General features: G+C 65.5%; 18 protein-coding genes. 9 read left to right on the forward strand and 9 right to left on the reverse strand.

Annotated features, from left to right (window positions below; translation table 11 throughout):
* Positions 1 to 8: 8 nt before the first annotated feature.
* The 3 genes from pdxB to rlmM all read right to left on the reverse strand — a co-directional run bounded on the left by pdxB (position 9) and on the right by rlmM (position 2,625).
* Entirely contained in the window at positions 9 to 1,151 is a 1,143-nt protein-coding gene (gene pdxB / locus F3J45_RS04365) for a 4-phosphoerythronate dehydrogenase PdxB (protein ID WP_167057921.1), read from the reverse strand.
* 60 nt (positions 1,152 to 1,211) lie between these two features.
* A complete protein-coding gene (tusA, locus tag F3J45_RS04370; protein WP_167057924.1) occupies positions 1,212 to 1,454 on the reverse strand; it encodes a sulfurtransferase TusA in 243 nt (80 codons plus the stop codon).
* Positions 1,455 to 1,560: 106 nt separating this feature from the next.
* Complete coding sequence (gene rlmM / locus F3J45_RS04375; RefSeq protein WP_167057927.1) at positions 1,561 to 2,625, reverse strand: 23S rRNA (cytidine(2498)-2'-O)-methyltransferase RlmM; 1,065 nt, start codon at positions 2,623 to 2,625, stop codon at positions 1,561 to 1,563.
* A 221-nt stretch (positions 2,626 to 2,846) separates the two neighbouring features.
* Here rlmM and acnA point away from each other — a divergent pair, with 221 nt between their 5' ends.
* On the forward strand, positions 2,847 to 5,588 hold the full coding sequence (acnA, locus tag F3J45_RS04380; protein ID WP_167057930.1) for an aconitate hydratase AcnA: 2,742 nt from the start codon (positions 2,847 to 2,849) through the stop codon (positions 5,586 to 5,588).
* Positions 5,589 to 5,899: 311 nt separating this feature from the next.
* Entirely contained in the window at positions 5,900 to 7,465 is a 1,566-nt protein-coding gene (locus F3J45_RS04385; RefSeq protein ID WP_167057933.1) for a PAS domain-containing methyl-accepting chemotaxis protein, read from the forward strand.
* Positions 7,466 to 7,564: 99 nt separating this feature from the next.
* On the opposite strand, the gene F3J45_RS04390 is transcribed toward F3J45_RS04385, so the two are convergent.
* The 4 genes from F3J45_RS04390 to F3J45_RS04405 all read right to left on the reverse strand — a co-directional run bounded on the left by F3J45_RS04390 (position 7,565) and on the right by F3J45_RS04405 (position 10,404).
* Positions 7,565 to 8,449: a pseudouridine synthase gene (locus F3J45_RS04390; RefSeq protein WP_167057936.1), complete on the reverse strand. Its 885-nt coding sequence runs from the start codon at positions 8,447 to 8,449 to the stop codon at positions 7,565 to 7,567.
* Positions 8,450 to 8,500: 51 nt separating this feature from the next.
* On the reverse strand, positions 8,501 to 8,809 hold the full coding sequence (locus F3J45_RS04395; protein ID WP_167057939.1) for a transcriptional regulator: 309 nt from the start codon (positions 8,807 to 8,809) through the stop codon (positions 8,501 to 8,503).
* A gap of 71 nt (positions 8,810 to 8,880) precedes the next feature.
* Entirely contained in the window at positions 8,881 to 9,120 is a 240-nt protein-coding gene (locus tag F3J45_RS04400; RefSeq protein ID WP_167057943.1) for a glutaredoxin family protein, read from the reverse strand.
* Between the two features lie 75 nt (positions 9,121 to 9,195).
* Entirely contained in the window at positions 9,196 to 10,404 is a 1,209-nt protein-coding gene (locus tag F3J45_RS04405) for an ammonium transporter (RefSeq protein WP_167057946.1), read from the reverse strand.
* 353 nt (positions 10,405 to 10,757) lie between these two features.
* On the opposite strand from F3J45_RS04405, the gene F3J45_RS04410 reads away from it, so the two are divergent.
* From F3J45_RS04410 to F3J45_RS04435, 6 genes are all read left to right on the forward strand, one after another.
* Positions 10,758 to 11,033: a YqjD family protein gene (locus F3J45_RS04410; protein ID WP_240164534.1), complete on the forward strand. Its 276-nt coding sequence runs from the start codon at positions 10,758 to 10,760 to the stop codon at positions 11,031 to 11,033.
* Positions 11,034 to 11,042: 9 nt separating this feature from the next.
* Complete coding sequence (locus tag F3J45_RS04415) at positions 11,043 to 11,417, forward strand: phage holin family protein (protein ID WP_167057952.1); 375 nt, start codon at positions 11,043 to 11,045, stop codon at positions 11,415 to 11,417.
* Complete coding sequence (locus F3J45_RS04420) at positions 11,414 to 11,743, forward strand: hypothetical protein (protein ID WP_167057955.1); 330 nt, start codon at positions 11,414 to 11,416, stop codon at positions 11,741 to 11,743. Before F3J45_RS04415 ends, F3J45_RS04420 begins: the two co-directional genes overlap by 4 nt.
* A 256-nt stretch (positions 11,744 to 11,999) precedes the next feature.
* Positions 12,000 to 13,331: a deoxyguanosinetriphosphate triphosphohydrolase gene (locus F3J45_RS04425; RefSeq protein WP_167057958.1), complete on the forward strand. Its 1,332-nt coding sequence runs from the start codon at positions 12,000 to 12,002 to the stop codon at positions 13,329 to 13,331.
* Between the two features lie 274 nt (positions 13,332 to 13,605).
* Complete coding sequence (locus tag F3J45_RS04430) at positions 13,606 to 14,226, forward strand: response regulator transcription factor (RefSeq protein WP_167057961.1); 621 nt, start codon at positions 13,606 to 13,608, stop codon at positions 14,224 to 14,226.
* A gap of 8 nt (positions 14,227 to 14,234) precedes the next feature.
* Complete coding sequence (locus F3J45_RS04435; RefSeq protein ID WP_167057964.1) at positions 14,235 to 17,837, forward strand: transporter substrate-binding domain-containing protein; 3,603 nt, start codon at positions 14,235 to 14,237, stop codon at positions 17,835 to 17,837.
* Between the two features lie 33 nt (positions 17,838 to 17,870).
* On the opposite strand, the gene F3J45_RS04440 is transcribed toward F3J45_RS04435, so the two are convergent.
* Positions 17,871 to 18,215, reverse strand: a complete 345-nt coding sequence (locus F3J45_RS04440; RefSeq protein ID WP_167057967.1) for a YggL family protein — start codon at positions 18,213 to 18,215, stop codon at positions 17,871 to 17,873.
* A 187-nt stretch (positions 18,216 to 18,402) separates the two neighbouring features.
* Between F3J45_RS04440 and dacB the strand changes: the two genes are divergently transcribed.
* Complete coding sequence (dacB, locus tag F3J45_RS04445; protein WP_167057970.1) at positions 18,403 to 19,869, forward strand: D-alanyl-D-alanine carboxypeptidase/D-alanyl-D-alanine-endopeptidase; 1,467 nt, start codon at positions 18,403 to 18,405, stop codon at positions 19,867 to 19,869.
* A gap of 172 nt (positions 19,870 to 20,041) precedes the next feature.
* Here dacB and F3J45_RS04450 read toward each other — a convergent pair whose 3' ends face one another.
* Positions 20,042 to 22,435 carry a diguanylate cyclase gene (locus F3J45_RS04450; protein ID WP_167057973.1) on the reverse strand — a complete coding sequence of 798 codons (2,394 nt, stop codon included), beginning with the start codon at positions 22,433 to 22,435 and terminating at the stop codon, positions 20,042 to 20,044.
* Positions 22,436 to 22,481 lie beyond the last annotated feature (46 nt).

The following is a 22,481-nucleotide window of genomic DNA, read 5'->3' on the forward strand; positions in this document are numbered from 1 at the left end:
CGCGACCATCAAACCAACACACCACCCAGGGCACTGACCATCTGCGCCAGCTGTGGTGCCTCGCCGCGCACCCGCACCGCCAGCCCTTCAACCTCGCGGCGCGGCGGATATTGCTTGCGCAACTGGTCGAACGCCGCCCGCTGCTGCGCCACATCGTCACTCAGGCTGCGACGAAAATCGGCATCGTCACGTCGCGGGTCATACACCGCCCGGCACAAGGTCGCCAGGGACCAGGCGATATCGGCGCCCGCATCGAGCTCAATCTGCGCCAAGGGTGGCGGCGGCAGCAGGTCAGCCAGCTTGACCTGCTCGGCCTCGCCGAGAAACCGGCACAACGCCTGGTAGATCTGCGCCGTGCCGCGCTGGCGGCCATCGAGGCTGTAACCGGCGATATGCGGCGTAGCCAAGGTGCACAGGTCGGCCAGTTGCAGATCGACCTGCGGCTCGCCCTCCCACACATCCAGCACCGCGTGCACATCTTCGCGGTCCAGCAGCAGCTGGCGCAGGGCGGCGTTGTCCACCACCGGCCCACGGCTGGCGTTGATCAACCAGGCGCCCGGGCGCAGTTGGGCCAGCTGCGCCTGGCCCAGCAAGTGCCAGGTCGGGTGCTCGCCGCTGCGCTGCAGCGGAGTGTGCAGGCTGATGACATCGCATTGCTCAACAATCGTCTGCAGGCTGACATAGTCGCCGCCCTCGGCCGCCTGGCGCAGCGGGTCGCACACCAGCACCTTCCAGCCCAGCCCGTGCAGCACCCGCACCAGCCGGCCACCGACTTCACCTGCGCCGACCACCCCGTAGGTACGCTGGGGCAAGGTCACGCCATCGAGCTCGGCCAGGGTCAGCAGGCTGCCCAGCACGTAGTCGACAACGCCCCGGGCGTTGCAGCCGGGTGCGCTGCTCCAGTGGATGCCGGCTTCGGCGAAGTAGTTCAGGTCCAGGTGGTCGGTGCCGATGGTGCAGGTGCCGACGAAGCGCACCTTGCTGCCTGCGAGCAATTGCCGGTCGACCTTGGTTACCGAGCGCACCAGCAGCACGTCGGCATCCTTGACGCTGGCCGCGTCGAGGCTACGACCGGGGTAGCGGCGGATCTCGCCGAAACCTTCGAAGAAGGCATCGAGCAGCGGGATATTCTCGTCGGCAACTATCAGCATGGCGCTCTCCTGTCTGGGGAACGCAGTGTAGGCGCAACGAGAAGCCGGTTCCAGCGCGGTTCAGTCGGCCTTCTTGCGGATCCAGTACAGGTAGGTGCCGGCATCTTCCTGCTGTTCGAGCAGTTCGTGGCCGAGGAAGTTGCAGAACTTGGGGATGTCGCGGCGGGTGGACGGGTCGGTGGCGATGACCTTGAGCAGGCCGCCAGCAGCCAGGTTGCGCACGTGCTGGTGCAGCATCATCACCGGCTCCGGGCAGTTCAGGCCAGTGGCATCGAGGATGGCGTCGGGGGTGAAATCGGTCATGGGGGGCTCCGCAAATGATCGGTCATTGTGGCGCATCGCAGCGCATCGACCAAGGGGGCCGCGGCGCGGCCCCTGTAGGCGCGCCGCCACTGCGGCGCGGGTTACCTCAACGCGGCTTCAAATCGAGCCTGCGCAGGTGGCACGTCACCTCTTCACGGTCGTGATAGAGCTGCTTGCAGGCAATCGACACCTTGATCTTGCGCGCCTTGAAGGTCGCGTCCATGCGGTCGAGCAAACGCCGTACCTCGGCATAGCGCTGCTTCATCGGCAGTTTCAGGTTGACCACCGCCTCACGGCACAGCCCCTCGCCCAGCCAGGTTTCGATCAACGAGGTGGTACGCGCCGGCTTCTCGACGATGTCGCACACCATCCAGTCCACCGGCTGCTTGGGCTGCCAGGTGAAACCGTCGGCCATCAGGTGCTGCACCAGCCCTGTGTCCATCAGGCTCTCGGCCATCGGGCCGTTGTCGATGGCCGTCACCAGCATGCCGCGGCGCACCAGCTGGTACGTCCAGCCCCCCGGCGAGGCGCCCAGGTCGACCCCGGTCATGTCATCGCCCAGGCGCTGCGCCCAGTGCTCACGCGGGATGAACTGGTGCCAGGCCTCTTCCAGCTTGAGCGTCGAGCGGCTCGGCGCCTCGCGGGGGAACTTCAGGCGCGGAATGCCCATGGGCCACAGCGCACTGTTGTTGGCCTCGGCCACGCCAACGAATACCCGGCGGCCGCTGATGAAGGTCAGCAGCAGGCGCGGCAGGCTGGGGTTGTCCACCAGGCGGCCGGCCTTTTCCAGGGCCTTGCGCAGCGGCACTTCGAACTTGCGGCAGAAGGTCGACAGCTCCTTGCCTTCGTTGCTGTCCAGCACTTCCAGCCACAGGCTGCCAAAAACAGGCTGCTCGGCCAGGTGCGCCAGCAGCACGCTGATGCGGTCGGTTTCCGGCAGTTCGATATAGGCGCCACGGGCCCACTGGCGCGGGAAGATCAGCTGCGCGAAACGCAACTGGGCCATCAGCCGCTCGGCCCCCTCGGCGTCGGCGCAGACGAATTCGGCGCTGGCGCTTTGCGGCTTGCCCTTGGCATAGCCGGCCACACCCAGCTGGGCCGCATGTTCGCTGATCTCGGCGCACACCTCACCCTCGAAACCGGGCCGGCAATGCATGAACAGGGTATTCATTTCTCACTCCACTACGGCTGGCGCCTCAGGCGCCGGCAGGGCGGCGATGATAAAGGAAGTTCGGAACCTGCGACATGCCCCGCCGGTCCAGAAAAGAGCCAGGGGCGCCAAACGGCGCTAACCTGACCATTCAGCCAGGTCCGTGCCGTGCGGACCAGAACAGCGCGGTGGCACCGGCCTCCCCCAACGAATGCCGGGCCCCGCGGCACAAGGAGTCGGCAATGCCCTCGCTCGATAGCCTGAACACCCTCAAGACCCTCAAGGTGGCTGACCGCACCTACCATTACTACAGCCTCACCGAGGCCGCCAGCCAGCTGGGCGACCTGCAGCGCCTGCCCAAGTCGCTGAAGGTGCTGCTGGAAAACCTGCTGCGCTGGGAAGACGGCGAAACCGTCACCGGCGACGATTTGCGCGCCCTCGCCGCCTGGCTGCAGGAACGCCGCTCCGACCGCGAAATCCAGTACCGTCCGGCGCGGGTGCTGATGCAGGACTTCACCGGCGTGCCCGCCGTGGTGGACCTGGCCGCCATGCGCGCGGCCATGGCCAAGGCCGGTGGCGACCCACAGCGCATCAACCCGCTGTCGCCGGTGGACCTGGTGATCGACCACTCGGTGATGGTCGACCGCTACGCCACCCCCCAGGCCTTCACCGAGAACGTCGACATCGAGATGCAGCGCAACGGCGAGCGCTATGCCTTCCTGCGCTGGGGCCAAAGCGCCTTCGACAACTTCCGCGTGGTACCGCCGGGCACCGGCATCTGCCACCAGGTCAACCTGGAATACCTGGGCCGCACGGTGTGGACCCGCGAAGCCGATGGCCGCACCTATGCCTTCCCCGACACCCTGGTGGGCACCGACTCGCACACCACCATGATCAACGGCCTCGGCGTGCTCGGTTGGGGCGTCGGCGGCATCGAGGCGGAAGCGGCGATGCTGGGCCAGCCGGTATCGATGTTGATCCCCGAGGTCATCGGCTTCAAGCTCACCGGCAAACTGCGCGAAGGCATCACCGCCACCGACCTGGTGCTGACGGTCACGCAGATGCTGCGCAAGAAAGGCGTGGTGGGCAAGTTCGTCGAGTTCTATGGCGATGGCCTGGCCGACCTGCCCCTGGCCGACCGCGCCACCATCGCCAACATGGCACCTGAATACGGCGCCACCTGCGGCTTCTTCCCGGTCGACCAGGTAACCCTCGACTACCTGCGCCTGTCGGGCCGGCCGAGCGAGGCCGTGGCACTGGTGGAGCAGTACTGCAAGGCCCAGGGCCTGTGGCGGCAAAGCGGGCAGGAGCCGCTGTTCAGCGATACCCTGGCACTGGACATGCACGAGGTCGAAGCCAGCCTGGCCGGGCCCAAGCGGCCCCAGGACCGAGTAGCCCTGGGCCAGGTGAGCCAGGCGTTCGACCAGTTCATCGAATTGCAGCCCAAGCCGCTGGCCAAGGAAGTCGGCCGCCTGGAAAGCGAAGGCGGCGGTGGCGTGGCGGTGGGCAACGCCGACCAGGCCGGCGAAATTGCCTACAACCACGCCGGCCAAACCCACACCCTGCGCGATGGCGCCGTGGTGATCGCGGCCATCACGTCATGCACCAACACCTCCAACCCCAGCGTGATGATGGCAGCCGGCCTGGTGGCGAAGAAGGCCCTGGAAAAAGGCCTGCAGCGCAAGCCTTGGGTGAAGAGTTCGCTGGCCCCTGGGTCCAAGGTGGTCACCGACTACTACCAGGCCGCCGGGCTTACGCCCTACCTCGACCAGCTCGGCTTCGACCTGGTCGGCTATGGCTGCACCACCTGCATCGGCAACTCCGGCCCGCTGGATGAGGCCATCGAAAAAGCCATCGGCAGCGCCGACCTCACGGTGGCGTCGGTGCTGTCGGGCAACCGCAACTTCGAAGGCCGCGTGCACCCCCTGGTGAAAACCAACTGGCTGGCCTCGCCGCCGCTGGTGGTGGCCTATGCCCTGGCCGGCAGCGTGCGCGTGGACCTCACCCGCGACCCGCTGGGCACGGGCAAGGATGGCCAGCCGGTGTACCTGCGTGATATCTGGCCCAGCCAGCAGGAAATTGCCGAGGCCGTGGCCAAGGTCGACACCGCAATGTTCCACAAGGAGTACGCCGAAGTGTTTGCCGGCGATGCCCAGTGGCAGGCCATCGAGGTGCCCCAGGCCGCCACCTATGTGTGGCAGGAGGCCTCGACCTACATCCAGCACCCGCCGTTCTTCGACGACATCGCCGGGCCCCTGCCCGACATCAAGGACATCCAGGGTGCACGCATCCTCGCCCTGCTCGGCGATTCGGTGACCACCGACCACATTTCGCCGGCGGGCAACATCAAGGCCGACAGCCCAGCCGGGCGCTACCTGCGTGACAAGGGCGTGGAGCCACGCGACTTCAACTCCTACGGTTCGCGGCGCGGCAACCACGAGGTGATGATGCGGGGCACCTTCGCCAACATCCGCATTCGCAACGAAATGCTTGGCGGCGAGGAAGGCGGCAACACCCTGCATGTGCCCAGTGGGGAAAAGCTGTCGATCTATGATGCCGCCATGCGCTACCAAACCGAGGGCACGCCCTTGGTGGTGATCGCCGGCCAGGAGTACGGCACCGGCTCCAGCCGCGACTGGGCGGCCAAGGGCACCAACCTGCTGGGGGTCAAGGCGGTGCTGGCAGAGAGTTTCGAGCGTATCCACCGCTCCAACCTGGTGGGCATGGGCGTACTGCCGCTGCAGTTCAAGGCCGGCGCCGACCGCAAGCAGCTGGGGCTTACCGGCAAGGAGCAGATCGATGTGCTGGGGCTGGACGGCGCGGCGCTCAAGCCGGGCATGAACCTGACCTTGCGCATCACCCGTGAGGATGGGGGGCAGCAGGACATCGAGGTGCTGTGCAGGATCGATACCTTGAACGAGGTGGAGTACTTCAAGGCAGGCGGGATTCTGCATTACGTGTTGCGGCAGATGATCCGCGCCTGACAGCCCTTCGCGAGCTGCGCTCGCTCCTACGGAATAAATCGTATTGATTCGATAACGTCTATCTCCGTAGGAGCGAGCATAGCTCGCGATGCGCCGCACAGCGGCGCCAATCCCCCAACCTTCCACCAGTAGCACTTTGATGGCCGCTCAGTCATCATAGGCCCAAGCAGTCACAAAACGGTCATAAACCCCGCGCCTCTACTGCACCCCAGCGCCACCCACCTTGCCCCAGATCAAGCAAATTAATTATTCGTTCAATAAAACCAGTGGCTTGCCGATATCTGTCGAAAGCCTTGCGGATTACTCGACCCATGCGTAACAACCAGCCGATTACCCAGAGAGAACGGACTTTCCCTGCCCAGCAGCGGTTGATCTCCACCACCAACGCCAAGGGTGTGATCACCTACTGCAACGATGCCTTCATCGAGATCAGTGGTTTCACCCGCGAGGAGCTGACCGGTGCGCCGCACAATCTGGTGCGCCACCCCGATGTGCCGTCGGCGGTGTTCGCGCACATGTGGCAAACCCTCAAGCAGGGCCTGCCGTGGATGGGTATCGTCAAGAACCGCTGCAAGTCCGGCGACCATTACTGGGTCAACGCCTACGTCACCCCGATTTTCGACAACAACCAGGTGGTCGGCTTCGAATCGGTACGGGTCAAGCCCACCGCCGAGCAAATCCGCCGCGCCGAAGCGCTGTACCAGCGCATCAACCAGGGCAAGACCTCGGTGCCGCGCCGCGACCGCTGGCTGCCGGTGGCGCAGGACTGGCTGCCGTTCATCCTGGTCAGCCAGGTGGGCTTTTTGATCGGCAACTGGCTTGGCCACTCCTGGGGCTTCGCGATTGCCGCCGGCCTCTCGGTGCCCCTGGGCCTGCTGGGCCTGACCTGGCAGCAACGCGGCCTCAAGCGCCTGCTGCGCCTGGCCGAACAAACCACCTCCGACCCGCTGATCGCGCAGATGTACACCGACAGCCGCGGCGTGCAGGCGCGCCTGGAAATGGCCATGCTCAGCCAGGATGCGCGCCTGAAAACCTGCCTCACCCGCCTGCAGGACAGCGCCGAGCACCTGAGTGAACAGGCGCGCCAGTCCGATGCCCTGGCCCACAAGAGCTCCTCGGGCCTGGAGCGCCAGCGAGTGGAAACCGAACAAGTGGCCGCCGCGGTCAACCAGATGGCTGCCACCACCCAGGAAGTGGCCAACCACGTGCAACGCACTGCCGATGCCACCCAGGAAGCCAACCGCCTGACCAGCCAAGGGCGGCAGATCGCCGGGGAAACCCGCGACGCCATCGAGCGCCTGTCGACGGCCGTGGGCGAAACCGGCGCCACCGTGACCCAACTGGCCAAGGACAGCGACGAGATTGGCGGCGTGGTGGATGTGATCAAGGGCATCGCCGACCAGACCAACCTGCTGGCGCTCAACGCGGCCATCGAGGCGGCCCGCGCCGGTGAAATGGGCCGTGGCTTTGCCGTGGTTGCCGACGAAGTGCGGCAACTGGCCCAGCGTACTGCCGAGTCGACCGGGCAAATCCACGGCCTGATCGCCAAGTTGCAGCAAACCGCCAACAACGCCGTGCTGACCATGGAAACCGGCCACCGCCAGGCCCAGGAAGGTGTAGACCGGGTGATGCAGGCCGACCAGGCGCTGGTCGGCATCAGCGAAGCGGTGGCCAACATCACCGACATGGCCACGCAGATCGCCGCCGCGACCGAGGAGCAAACCGCGGTGGCCGATGAGATCAGCCGCAATATCAGCACCATCGCCGCACTGGCCGACCAAACCGCCGAACAGGCCCAGCATTCGGCGCAGCTGAGTGAAGAGCTGAGCAGTACGGCGGGTGGCCAGTATTCCCTGGTGGAGCGGTTCAACCGCTGAACGAGCGCCGCTTTTTGCGGCGCATCGCGAGCTTCGCTCGCGCCTACCAGGGCCGCGAATCCCCGCCGGTAGGAGCGAGCGCAGCTCGCGATGAAGCGTTTACCAATCCAGCGTCAAACGGCTCTCGAAATACCGCTCTTCGCCCGTCAACGGGTCGCTAAAGCGCAAGCTGTGGGCCAGCAGCTTCAGCGGCCGCTGGTAGTCGTCATCTTCCTTGAGCAAGTGCGGGTAGAACGGGTCGTTGCAGATCCCTGCCCCCAGCGCCGCCATGTGCACCCGTAGCTGATGGGTTTTGCCGGTGACCGGGGACAGCCCGTAGCGCCACAGTTCGCCATTGCGTTCCAGCACCTCGGCCAGGGTTTCGCTGTTGCTCTCCCCTTCGACCTCATGCATGCGGAAGAACGGCTCGCCGTGCACCAGCCGGCTCTTGTGCACCAAGGGGTAGCGGTGTTGCGGCATGGCGGCGGCAATGGCCTGGTAGCGCTTGTCGATACGCCGCTCGGGGAACAGCCGCTGGTAGGCGCTGCGGGTATCCGGGTTGGCCGAGAACAGCACCAACCCGGCGGTGTGCCGGTCGATGCGGTGCAGCGGCACCAGGTGCGGGTTGCCCAGGCGGCGAATCAACCGCCGCAACAGGGTTTGCTCGACGTATTCGCCGGTCGGGGTCACCGGCAGGAAATGCGGTTTGTCGGCCACCACCAGGTGCTCGTCCATGTGCAGGATGGTTTCCTGCACCGGAATCGGCTTCTCGTTGGGCACTTCCCGGAAATAGTGAAGGCGCATGCCCCGGCGGTACGGCAGGCTGGCAGCCACCGCCTGGCCTGCAGCATCCAGCACCCGGCCACGGGCGAAACGGTCGAGCCACACGGCCCGGTCGATGGCCTTGAAGTGGTCACACAGGCAGTCGAGCACCGTGGCCCAGTGGCCGGGGGGCAGGCAAACCGTGCTGGCTTGCTGGCGGGCAGGGTCGAATGGCGGGGTCATGGCGGGGCTCGAAACAGGCAAGGCCGCGCATTATCGCCCAAGCCCGGCAGCTCAACCAGCCTCGGCCATGGCCTCGCTGCGTTCCTTCAGCCAGCGCAGCACCTGCACCGCCTCCCAGCGCCCAGGATCGTACAGGGCATAAAGCAGGCCTTGGTAACCGACCACGTCCAGCCCGCGGTGGTAACCGGCGCGCTGGAACAGCGCCTCGATCTCGGCGAAGCAGGTGTTGAAATGAACCTTGCCAAACGGCGTGCGCTCATCGAGAACCAGGCCTTCCAGGCGCAGCTCCAGCACCGCCTCGCACACCCGCTCCACCGGCATGCGGTTGACGCTGTACTTGAGTTGCTCGACGTTGTGCATGGGGTTACCTCGATACTGTATTTATATACAGCATACGAAGTGGCAGGCACCGCCGTCAATTCACCTGGCCGTCATTGGCCGAGAAAGGCCACCACCTGCTCGGCATCGAACGGCCAGTGCAGCTCGGCCGACGTGTCGCAGCGGCGCAGCACCGGAATAATCAGCCCATAGCGCTCGAACAGCGTCTCGTCCTCGGCAATGTCGATCAGTTCGATGAGCAGGCCGCGGTCGGCGAAGGGCATCAGCACCGACTCGGCCACTTCGCACAAATGGCACCCGCTGGTACCGAAGAGTTGGCATTCAGGCAGCATGGGGCAGGACTCGATCTGGCTGTGGGATGAAGCCCATTCTAGGCCCGCCCTGCCCACTTGTGCACCCGGCCCCGGTCAATCCTGGCTGGTGGCACCAATACGGTGCAGCGACAGGTCGGCGCCCTGGAACTCCTGCTCATGGCTCAGGCGCAGGCCAAGTACCTTGCGGATCAACCCGTACACCGCAAAACCACCGGCCAGCGCCACCGCGATACCGCCCAAGGTGCCGAGCAACTGGCTGGCCAGGCTGACACCGCCCATGCCGCCAAGCGCGGCCTGGCCGAAGATGCCGCAGGCAATGCCGCCCCACACGCCGCACAGGCCGTGCAGGGGCCAAACGCCCAGCACGTCGTCGATCTTCCAGCGGTTCTGCGCAGCGGTGAAGCTCCACACGAACAGCACCCCCGCCACCAGGCCGGTGGCCAATGCGCCCAGTGGGTGCATCAGGTCGGAACCGGCGCAGATCGCCACCAGCCCGGCCAACGGGCCGTTGTGCAGGAAGCCTGGGTCGTTGCGCCCCGCCAGCAGCGCGGCCAGGGTGCCGCCGACCATGGCCATCAGCGAGTTGATCGCCACCAGGCCGCTGACGCCTTGCAGGGTTTGTGCGCTCATCACGTTGAAGCCGAACCAGCCGATGATCAGGATCCACGAGCCCAGCGCCAGGAACGGGATGCTCGATGGCGCGAAGGCCACCAGCCGGCCCTCGCGGTAACGCCCGCGCCGCGCGCCCAGCAACAGCACCGCCGCCAGCGCCAGCCAGCCGCCCATGGCGTGCACCACCACGGAGCCGGCAAAGTCATGGAACGGCGCACCGAAGCGGGCCTGCAGCCAGGCCTGGATACCCAGGTTGCCGTTCCACACCACGCCCTCGAAGAACGGGTAGACGAACGCCACGATCAGCGCCGTGGCGCACAACTGCGGCACGAAACGGGCGCGCTCGGCGATGCCACCGGAAATGATCGCCGGGATCGCTGCGGCAAACGTCAGCAGGAAGAAGCACTTGACCAGCGCATAGCCATGGTCGGCAGCCAGTGCAGCCGCTGGCTGCAGGAAGTTCACGCCGTAGGCGATCCAGTAGCCGATGAAAAAGTACACCAGCGCCGAGATGGCAAAGTCGCTGAGGATCTTCGACAAGGCATTGACCTGGTTCTTGTGGCGCACCGTGCCCACTTCCAGGAAGGCGAAGCCGGCATGCATGGCCAGCACCAAAATGGCGCCCATGAGGATGAACAGGGTATTGGAACCGTGGACCAGGGAGTCCATCGCGCTGAGCGTATTTTCCATGTAGAAGGCAGACCTGCTGAAAAAGGCACCAGGACAGTTCAAGAACCTGCATCCCTGCACCGAATCGGTGCCAGCCTGTCACCCCTTCACCGTGAAGCGGGTGTGGCCTGCGTGGTTTTTTCTTGGGTTTGTCGTGGATTGGGTTAAGGTTTACCGGTATCCGCCGGGGCCGGCGCCCTGAATCGGCGCAGCGCCCCAGGGCCGTGCCCCGCGTTGTGGCAATTGTCCTTAGCAAGGCGCATACCAGCGCCGACTGAACCTTCCACGCGCCGCGTCACTCGAATGATCTACACACCTGCACAGGGAGAGCCCCAATGGCCAGCAAATCGGCAAAGACTGCACAAGAAATCCTCATGGCTGACTTCCAGGCCTTGGTTCGCGATACCGAGAAACTGCTGGCCGACACCGCCAACCTTGCGGGCGACCAGGCCGACGAATTGCGCGAGCAGATTCACGAGCGCCTGAGCCAGGCCCGGGAAACCCTGCAACTGACCCAGGACTCGGTGCTCGACCGCGGGCAAGCGGCACTGGGCAGCGCCGAGCAGTACGTTCAAGAAAACCCGTGGCAGGCCATCGGCATCGCTGCAGGCGTGGGGCTGTTGATCGGCCTGCTGGCCAACCGGCGCTAAGGAGCCCACATGGACAATGATGCCATTGGCACCAGTGCCTCGGGCCGGCGCCTGGGCGCCGCGCTGCTGGGGCTGCTGCACAGCCATATCGAACTGTTCGGCATCGAACTGCAGGAGCAGAAAGGCCGCACCCTGAGCTTGTTGCTGTTCGCAGGCCTGGCGTTGGTATTTGCGCTGTTGCTGCTCACCGCCCTGTCGGGCTTGCTGCTGGTGCTGCTGTGGGACAGCTACCGCCTGGCCGGGATTATCGGCCTGTGCGTGTTCTACGGCCTTGCCGCGCTGTATTGCGCGCTGCGCCTGAAAGCAGCGGTGTTCGATGAATCCTCGCCCTTCCACGCCACCCTCGAGGAACTGGCCAAGGACCGGGAGCGCCTGTTGCCATGAGCCTGCCTGAAATGCCGAACACGCGAAACCCGCGTGAAATGCGCAAGGCGCTGCTGCGCCTGCGCATGGAAATGCACCGCCAGGAAATCCGCCACGAATCGGGGCAATTGCTGCAACCGCTGCAGCGCTTGCGTGGGGTGGGCAGCTCGCTGGGCGATGGGCTGGGCATCAAGCATGCGCCGTTGTGGGGCGTTGGCGCGGTCGTGGCGCTGGGCTTTCTCACCGGCAAGGGCGTGCGCAGCGGCAACCTTTCCCGCCTGGTGCGCCTGGGCGCCAGCCTGCTGCCTTTGGTGAAGCTGTTCATGCAAAGCGGCCGCCGGCCCTGACGCCAGCTACACCTTCCAGCGTAATGCGCTGTCGTGGCAAACCTGCCGCAATTCCCTGTAGGAGCGGGCTTGCCCCGCGAAGCAAGCGACGCGGTGGATGGCACCGGCTTCGCCGGTGTTCGCGGGTCAAGCCCGCTCCTACACAAAATTTGTTCCATGCGCATTCGCAATGCGCCGCCCCGGCGGCGCCAATCCCCCTTGCACAACCCACCCAGACACCAGAAGCTATACCCTTCGATCGACAGGAGACCGCGCCTTGGACTGGCACACCCTGCTCACCCGCGAACGCCTCGGCAAAGCCCTCTACAGCGCCGATGAACTGGGGCGCAGCCCCTTCCACAAAGACCACGACCGCATCATCTTCTCCGGCGCCTTCCGCCGCCTGGGGCGCAAGACCCAAGTACACCCGGTGTCGAGCAACGACCATATCCACACCCGCCTCACCCACTCGCTGGAAGTCAGCTGCGTTGGCCGCTCGCTCGGCATGCGCGTGGGCGAAACCCTGCGCGACAGCCTGCCGGCCTGGTGCGAACCCAGCGACCTGGGGATGATCGTGCAGTCCGCCTGCCTGGCCCACGACATCGGCAACCCGCCCTTCGGCCACTCCGGCGAAGACGCCATTCGCCACTGGTTCCAGCAGGCTGCCGGGCGCGGTTGGCTCGACGACATGAGCGATGACGAACGCGCCGACTTCCTCAATTTCGAAGGCAACGCCCAAGGCTTTCGCGTGCTCACCCAGCTGGAATACCACCAGTTCGACGGTGGTACCCGGCTGACCTATGCCACCCTCGGCACCTACCTCAAATACCCCTGGAGCGCCCGCCACGCCGACGCCCTGGGCTACAAGAAGCACAAGTTCGGCTGCTACCAGAGCGAACTGGGGCTGCTGGAGCAGATCGCCCGCAAGCTCGGCCTGCCGCAGCTCGAAGCCCAGCGCTGGGCGCGCCACCCGCTGGTTTACCTGATGGAAGCCGCCGATGACATCTGCTACGCGCTGATCGACCTCGAAGACGGCCTGGAGATGGACTTGCTGCAGTACGCCGAGGTGGAGGCACTGCTGCTCGACCTGGTGGGCGACGACCTGCCGGAAACCTACCGCCAGCTCGGGCCTGCCGATTCGCGCCGGCGCAAGCTGGCGATCCTGCGCGGCAAGGCCATCGAACACCTGACCAACGCCGCCGCCCGCGCCTTCGTCGAGCAACAACCCGCACTGCTCGCCGGGCAGCTGCACGGCGACCTGGTCGAGCACATGCACGGCCCGGCCAAGCGCTGCGTGCTGCAGGCCAAGGACATGGCACGCAACAAGATCTTCCAGGACAAGCGCAAGACACTGCATGAAATTGGCGCCTACACCACACTGGAAATTCTCCTCAACACCTTTTGCGCCGCCGCCCTGGAACAGCACGGCGGGCGTACGCCATCGTTCAAGAGCCGGCGCGTGCTCGACTTGCTCGGCAACAATGCACCCCACCCCCACGACTCGCTGCACAAGGCCTTCCTGCGCATGATCGATTTCATCGCCGGCATGACCGACAGCTACGCCAGCGAGATGGCCAGTGAAATGACCGGGCGCTCCAACCCGGCCTGAGCGTCAGCGCCCGGCGCCTCGCCGGGCGGCTGCCTGAATTGTAGGAAATTTCCTATATCCCAGACCCAGGGTTAAACATTTAATAAACATCGAGCCGCACTCTGGATACAAATATTAAAAGTTTGAATTAATCGCTTACACTTCGTGGATTTAATGCCCGTGTTTTGTAGTCCATTTCCCATATAACGCTAATCGCCATTCCTCATACCCCCGAGGAGTTTGAACTGCGTTATGGTGGAACCTGCCTCCGTCATTCGTCGCAGGGAAGTTGAACATGCAATCCGTATTTATTGTCGACGACCACCCGGTCGTCCGCTTGGCCGTTCGCATGCTGTTGGAGAACCAGAACTACAAGGTGGTGGGTGAATCGGACAATGGCGTGGACGCCATGCAGCTGATTCGCGAAACGGACCCGCACCTGGTCATTCTCGACATCAGTATTCCCAAGCTCGATGGCCTGGAAGTGCTGGCGCGCTTCCAGGCCATGGCGCTGCCGCTGAAGGTGCTGGTGCTCACCGCCCAGGCCCCAGCCCTGTTCGCCATGCGTTGCATGCACTCCGGCGCAGCCGGCTATGTGTGCAAGGCCGAAGACCTCACCGAACTGCTCAGCGCAATCAAGGCTGTACTTGCCGGCTATAACTATTTCCCAAGCCAGGCCATCCACCCGCAACACGAAACAACTGACGCCGACTTGCGCTTGTTCCGCCTGGTCAATGACCGGGAATTGATGGTCTTGCAACTTTTCGCCCAGGGCCGCAGCAACAAGGAGATCGCCCGGGGCATGTTCCTCAGCAACAAAACTGTCAGCACCTACAAGAAGCGGCTGATGCAAAAGCTTCAGGTCGAAACCTTGGTCGAGCTGATCGAGATGGCCAAACGCAATGCGCTGGTCTGAGGTCGGCCATGGTGCACATCATCGCTCGCCTGCTCCTCACCCTGACACTGGCCTGGGCGGGGGCGCTGGCCGCCGCCTCCGACGCCACGCCCTATTCGCTGCTGGCCCGTTACGCGCCCACCGACCCCGGGCCGCCCCTGGCGCCACAACAACTGGCCTGGCTGGCCGGGCGCCAGCAGCTGACACTGGGCACATCGGCCCCGGACTACCCCCCGTTCGACATCACCCGCGGGGGGCGCGATTACCAGGGCCTGACCGCCGAATACGCGAACCTGGTCGGCAAAGCCCTGCAGTTGCCCGTGAAGGTGCTGCGCTACCCAGACCGTCAAGCGGCAGTGCAGGCGCTGCTGCGCGGCGAGATCGACCTGCTGGGCAGTGCCAATGGCTATGAAGCGGCGGCCGATGGCCTGGCCATGTCGCTGCCCTACGCCATCGACCAGCCGGTGCTGGTCACCCGTGAGGACGAAGAGCGCCCCCTCGACACCGACCTTGAGGGCATGCGCCTGGGCATGCTCTACCACTACCTGCCCCGCCCCGAGGTGCATGCGGCCTACCCCAAGGCCGAACTGCTGACCTTCGATTCCTCCACCCAGGCGCTCAATGCCGTGGCGTTCGGCCAGGCCGACGTGTTCATCGGCGACACGCTGTCGACCCACTACCAACTCAACCGCGGCCACCTGCCGCGCCTGCGCATGGCCAGCTTCGGCCAACACGAGAGCGTCGGCTTCGGTTTTGCCATGCGCGCGCAGGATACCGAGCTCAAGGCCTTGGTAGACAGCATTCTCGAACACCAGGACAAAGCCGTGCGGGCCAGCATCTTCAAGCGCTGGAGTGCTGGCGCCGACCGGCTGCTCAGCGACCTCAGGCTGCCGTTGTCGGCCGCCGAGGCGCAATGGCTGAAACAGCACCCGGTGGTGCAGGTGGCCATCGACGAAACCGCCGCACCGCTGTCCTATTTCGACGGCAACGGGCATTTTCGCGGCATCACCGCCGACCTGCTGGAACTGATCCGCCTGCGCACGGGCCTGCGCTTCGAAGTGCAGCGCGCCAGCGATTTTGCCGACATGCTCACCCGGCTCAAGGACGAACGGGTCAGCATGATCGCCGCCCTGGCCGTCGACAGCCTCGCGGCCCCGCAGATACGCCTGAGCCGGCCCTACCTGGAAAGCCCCCAGGTGCTGGTGACCCGTGCCGATCACCCGCAGTACGGCTCGCTGGAACAACTGCGCGGGCGCCGCGTCGCCATCGCCCGCCACAGCACCCCGGCCCGGCTGATAACCGAGCGTTACCCGCAAACCAGCTGGGTCGAAACGCAAAGCCCCTACTATTCCATGGCCCTGCTGAGCGCTGGGGCCGTGGATGCGGTGATCACCACCCTGATCGATGCGAACCACGCCGTGGCGGTCGACCCCGCCCTGGTCATTCGCAGCACGCTGGGCAGCGAGCCTGCGACCTTCGCCATGGCCACCAACGCCCAGGCCACGGCGCTGGGTTCGATCCTCGACAAGGCCCTGACCAGCATTTCGCCAGAGGAGCTGGGGGTGATCGACAACCGCTGGCGGGGGTATGTGCGGCATGACGAGAACCACTGGCAAGCCGTGCGCCAGCGGGTCGTCCAGATATTGCTCGGCGCAGGCCTGCTGCTATTGCTGGCATTGCTGTGGAATGCCCGCCTGCGGCGCCAGATCAAGCAGCGCCAGCGCGCCGAGCGGGCGCTGGGTGACCAGCTGGAGTTCATGAGCGCCCTGCTCGACGGCACGCCGCACCCGATGTACGTGCGCGACCGCGAATGCCGCCTGCAAAGCTGCAACGCCAGTTACCTGCAGGCGCTACAGGCGCCCCTGGAGCACGTCATCGGCAAACGCCTGGAAGACACCCACTGCGCCGCCAGCGAGCACACCCGGCAGATGCAAGCCGACTACCAACAGGTGATGGCCGCCGGTGTTCCGTTGATCCTCGACCGCCCGCTGCACATGAACGAACGCGAGCTCACCATCTACCACTGGATCCTGCCGTACCGCGACTCGCTGGGCGAGGTACAAGGCATCATCGGCGGCTGGATCGACATCAGCGAGCGGCGCAAGCTGGTGCAGGAACTGCGTGAGGCCAAACGCCTGGCCGACGACGCCAACCGTGCCAAAAGCACCTTCCTCGCCACCATCAGCCACGAGATCCGCACGCCGATGAGCGCGGTGATCGGCATGCTGGAGCTGGCGGTCAACCGCGCCCGCCAAGGCCAGGTCGACGCGACTTCGCTGGAGGTCGCCCACCATTCGGCCAAGGACCTGCTGGGCCTGATCGGCGATATCCTGGACATCGTTCGCATCGAATCCGGCCACCTGTCCCTGGCCCCCGAGCCGGTCGACCCGGCCGCCTTGGTGGAGTCGGTGGGCCGCGTGTTCGACGGCCAGGCCCGGGAAAAAGGCCTGGCCCTGAAACTCGACATCAGCGCCGACGCCCGTTGCCATGTACTGCTCGACCCCCTGCGCTTCAAGCAGATTCTGTCCAACCTGGTCAGCAACGCCATCAAGTTCACCGAGCAGGGCCAGGTGTGCGTCAGCCTGGGCCTGCGCGAGGCGGGAAGCGCCAACCCCGCGCGGCTGGCGCTGGAGGTGCGCGACAGCGGCATCGGCATCCACCAGGACGACCTGCAACGGCTGTTCAACCCGTTCGTGCAAGCCAACCCGCACAGCCGGCAATCGCGTGCCGGCACCGGGCTGGGCCTGGCGATCTGCCGCAGCCTGTGCGAAATGATGGGGGGCGAGCTGAGCATCAACAGCGTGCCAGGCTTCGGCACCCAGGTGTGCCTGCAACTGCCGCTGGAGCCTGCCGAGGCCCCCTTGCCCGCCGTTCTTCCAGCCGACGACATCACAACACCGGCCCCGCAACTGAAGGTACTGGTGATCGACGACCACCCCGCCAACCTGCTGCTACTGACCCAGCAATTGGGCTACCTGGGGCTCACCGCAGCCAGTGCCAGCGACGGTCGGGAAGGCCTGGGCAAATGGCGCGCGGGCAACTTCGACGTCCTCATACTCGACTGCAACATGCCGCACATGAGCGGTTACCAGCTGGCCGCCACGCTGCGTGCCGAAGAGCGCCACGCCAAGCGCTCGCCCTGCCTCATCCTCGGCTACACCGCCAACGCACAGCCGCAGGTGAAGCAGAAATGCCTGAGCGCCGGCATGGACGACTGCCTGCTCAAGCCCATCACCCTGCGCACCCTCAGCCTGCGCCTGGCCGGTATTACGCCGCGCGCCGCCGTGGTGCAACGTACGCTGTTCGACCTCGGCGGCCTGGGCAGTATCGTCGGCGACAGCAGCAGTGGCCGCGCCCGTTTCGTCGAGGCCTTGCACCGCAGCCTGCATGAAGACCTGGCGGCGCTGATGGCGATCGATGTGGACAACGCACCGGAGGAACTGCGCGAGCAGGCACACAAGATCCTCAGCGCGGCGCGCATGCTCAAAGCGCATGAGGTGATGGCTGCCTGTGAGGCACTTGAGGCGCAAGACGAACCTGTTGCGCGCCTTAAACTACGGCGCCAGGCCTTGGCACGGCACATGTGCCGTGTGGAGAAGGCCCTGGCCCGCTACAGGGCCAGGGCCAGCTGAAGCGGCACGCCGAACGGCGGCCGCCCAGGTGGATCAGGAAGCCGGGTTGATCGGCTTTTCCGGGTACCAGGCGTCCAGCAGCGGGCTGACTTCGATGGTGGTCAGTTCGCTGCGGCCCTTGAGCCAGGCTTCGACAGTGGCGCGCTGCTCTTCGCTGACCGAGCCACGCTTGGCCGAGCAGACCAGGCCGAAATCATCACCGCCGACATAGTCCAGGCCGTTGGCATCCATGGCTTCTGCCAGGAAGGCGTCGAGGAAGGCATCGATGGCTTCGTCGGACAGGTCTTCCTTGAAACCCAGGTTCAGTTCGAAACCCAGCTCCTGGAATTCATCCACGCACAGCTTCTTGCGCAGACGACGGGAACGGTTGGTAGCCATGAAACAATCCTCTTGAGTAATAACGCGCGGCACTTTACCAGTTTCCACGCTACAAAGGCGCTTTTCCGTCGAACGTGGCCCATCAACGCTGCGCTTGGGGCATAATGGCCGCTATATTTCGTCGTGGGGCCACCATTTCTTATAGCCCCAATTTCATTTTCCCTCGTCCGCAGGGTATTTATCCCAGATGATCAAAGCGCTCCGTCCCCTCGTTCTCGCCGGCCTGCTGTTGCCGTTCGCTCTGCCCAGCCAGGCTGCCGCCGTCAATACCACCCTGCCAGCGAAAGTGCAGCAGGCCCTGAAGGCCAACAAACTGCAAGACAGCGCACTGTCGCTGGTGATGCTGCCGCTCAACGGCCCGGGCACCGCCACGGTGTTCAACGCCGATGTGTCGGTGAACCCGGCCTCGACCATGAAGCTGGTCACCACCTACGCCGCCCTGGAACTGCTCGGCCCGACCTTTCAGTGGAAAACCGAGTTCTACACCGACGGCACCCTGAGCAACGGCGTGCTCAATGGCAACCTGTACCTCAAGGGCGGTGGCGACCCAAAGCTGAACATGGAAAAGCTCTGGCTGCTGATGCGTGACCTGCGCGCCAACGGCGTGCGCACCGTCACCGGCGACCTGGTACTGGACCGCAGCCACTTCGTGCAGCCCAACCTGCCGCAGTTCGACGACGACGGTGGCGACGTCAACAAGCCGTTCCTGGTCAAGCCCGACTCGCTGATGATCAACCTCAAGGCCTTGCGCTTCGTTGCCCGCAACGACGGCGGCAAGGTGACCGTGGCCGTCGAGCCGCCGATCGCCAGCATTCATATCGACAACCAGGTCAAGGCCGTGGCTGCCAAGCAGTGCAGCGGCGATGTGCGCTACAACCCGGTGCAGCAGGCCGATGGCATCAGCGTGACCGTCACCGGCCAGCTGGCCGACGGCTGCAACTCGCAAACCTACCTGTCGCTGCTCGACCACCCGACCTACGCCGCCGGTGCGGTGCGGGCGATCTGGAACGAGCTGGGCGGCACCATCCAGGGCCGCGACCGCATCGAGAACGTACCGAAAAGCGCGCGCCTGCTGGCCCGGGCGTTCTCGCCGGACCTGGTGGAGGTGATTCGGGACATCAACAAATACAGCAACAACACCATGGCCCAGCAACTGTTCCTGAGCCTGGGCGCGCAGTTCCGCACCGATGCCGACGGTGACGATGCACGTGCCGCCCAGCGCGTGGTACGCCAGTGGCTGGCGAAAAAAGGCATCACCGCGCCGCACCTGGTGATGGAAAACGGCTCGGGCCTTTCGCGTGCCGAGCGCGTCAGTACCCGCGAGATGGCCGCGCTGCTGCAGGCCGCCTGGAACAGCCCGTATGCTGCCGAGTTCATCAGTTCGATGCCGCTGGTGGGCATGGATGGCACCATGCGCAAGCGCCTCAAGCGCACCGCCATGACCGGCGAAGGGCACATCAAGACCGGCACCCTGAACACCGTGCGGGCGATCGCCGGCTTCAGCCGCGACAGCAATGGCAACACCTGGGCGGTGTCGGCGATCCTCAATGACCCCAAGCCGTGGGGCGCGTCGCAGGTGCTCGACCAGGTGCTGCTCGACCTGTATCGCCAGCCCAAGTTGAACAACAGCGCTACGGCGGCTGTGGGGCAGTGATGCTGTAGTTCGCGGATCGCATTATTGTAGGAGCGAGCGCAGCTCGCGATGGCTGCAGAGCTGCCCCGGGGTTACAAGCCGCGAAGCTGAAACCCTGGGGCCGCTGCGCGCCCCATCGCGAGCTACGCTCGCTCCTACCGGGACCCCGCAGGCTTCGACGGGTGCCCAACCGTTAGGCCAACTCTGCCTCAACCCGGTCACGCCCGGCCTGCTTGGCCGCATACACCCCCGCATCGGCCCGCAGCAGCAAGGCATCGGCGCCCTCCCCCGGCCGCCACCCGGCCACGCCGAAGCTCGCGGTCACCTTGCCAACCCCCTCTACCGGCACGCCGCGCACCCCTTGCCACAACTCCAAGGCCAGCGCCCGCGCCTGCTCGGCATTGCTGCCGGGGCACAGCACCATGAATTCCTCGCCGCCCAGGCGGCAGAACACGTCGGTGCGGCGCAGGCGGTGGCCGATGCGCTGGCACAGGCTGCGTAGCACATGGTCACCCACGGCATGGCCGAATTGGTCATTGATGCGCTTGAAATGGTCGATGTCGAGCATGATTACCGCCAGGTCCTGGTCATCACGCTGGGCGCGGTCCAGCTCCACCTTCAGCCGTTCCTGGAAGTAGCGGCGGTTGTGAATGCCGGTCAGGGCATCGGTCACCGACAGCGCGCGCAGTTCCTCCTCCACGCCCTTGAGGTCGGAAATGTCGGTGAGGTAACCGTGCCACAGCGTGCAGCCCTGCTCACCCACCTCTGGCGTGGCCTCGCCACGCACCCAGCGCAACCCCGCACGGGGCAGGCACACCCGGTATTCCTCGCGCCACGGCGTCAGGTGCTCGGCCGAGTAACGCACCGAGCGGCGCACGCGCTCCAGGTCATCGGGGTGAATGCGCTCGAACACCACAGAAGCATCGTCGCGCAGCGCCTGCAGGTCGACCTCGTAGATATCGAACAGGCCCTGGCTGGCATACGGGAAGCATGAGTGGCCATCGGCATCCAGGCGGTACTGGTAGATGCCGCCGGGCACCTCGGCGCTGAGTTTTTCCAGCAGCCGGTCACGCATCGCCAAGGCCTCGTGCACGCGCCGCCGCTCGGTGACATCGATGCAAATGGCCAGGTAGCCCACCCACAGCCCCTGCTCGTCCAGCACCGCCGTGACCAGCATGTTGGCCAGCAGCTGGCTGCCATCCTTGCGCACCAGGGTCCATTCACCAGGCTCGGCACCGCGTTCCTGGATGGTTTCGGCGAACATCGCCTGGCCACCCGGAATCGGCCTACCGTAGCGCAGGCTCAAGGCCTGGCTGCGCTGGTTGAGCTCTTCGGCCAGCATCAGGTCTTCCAGGTGCAGGTGGCCGATGGCCTCGCTGGCGGCGTAGCCCAGCAGGCGCTCGGCACCGGCATTGAAGGTGCTGACCACGCCCTTGAGGCTGGTGGCGATGATCGCGACCTGGGTGGCGGCGTCGAGCACGCTGCGCAGCTGGTTGTGGGTGTCGCGCAACGATTGCTCGCTGACCTGCAGCTCGGCGGTGCGCTGCTCGACCAGGGTCAGGGCCCGCTGGCGCTGGCTGAACAGGCTGTACAGCAAGGCGCTGAGCAACAGGCTCAGCAGGCCACCGAGAAAGCCCACCGCCGGCGCCGCTGCAGAACGGTTGGCCTGCATGAACGCCTGGCTGGGGCGGATATCGAGCTGGTACTGGTGGTCGGCCAGGTGCAGCATCTGGCTGCTCGACAGCGGCAAGGGCGCAGCGGGGTTCTGCGAGTCGTACAGCACTTCCTGGCCGTCACGCCCGCTGGGGTCGACGATACTCACCACCAGGTTGTCATCGGCAGCGACCGGCAAGCCCTCGCTGACCAGCTGGCGCAGGCTCAGCAACGCCATCACATAGCCCGTCGGCAGGCCACTGGCGTGGTCGTCGGAAAACACGGGGGCCACCATCAGCAAGCCGCGACTCAAACCAGGCTCGACATTGATCATGTCCAGGGGCGCGGACACCGCCATGCTGCCCGGCTGCTGCGCCCGGCCCAGGGCCTGCTCGCGGGCCGGCTGGCTGCGCAGGTCGAGGCCGTAGGGCTGGCCCTGGGCCTGGGTCGATTGGGAATAGAGAATCGGGTAGTAGTGGTCGCGCGTCGGCGACGGCTGCCATTGCCCCTGGGCATCCTGCTCGCGAATCACATAGTCATGGCCAAGCCCGGCACTGGCCGCGCGCTCGAAGGCGCGCCGCTGCCCGGCGTCCACCCGCGGCGCCCAGGAATAGGCCTGGGTGCGGTGCAGCAACGGCCGCGCATAGCCATCGAACTCGCGTGAGGTAACCTCGTCGGAATAGTCGAAGAACCGCCGCAGGCCATCCAGGCGCTGGGTTTGCTCCTCGAAACGCTCAGCAATGCGGCTGGCGCGCTCAGCGGCCAGCAGCTCGAAGCGCTGGCGCAGCTGCTGCTTGTAGAAGGCCTCGGTGGCCAGCGCCAAGGCCGCCGAAAGCAGCACGCCAGCGACCAACGCCACCAACGCCACCGCCCAGGCAGCCATCGCCTCGCTGCACAGGTGCAACACCCTCGCACGAACGCCCCACTTCGACATAGATCGATCTCATCTCGTCAGCGTCCTGCGAACATCATGGCCCTGT

It is taken from the genome of Pantoea sp. Ap-967 (assembly GCF_011752565.1).
In the GTDB taxonomy this organism is placed as follows: domain Bacteria; phylum Pseudomonadota; class Gammaproteobacteria; order Pseudomonadales; family Pseudomonadaceae; genus Aquipseudomonas.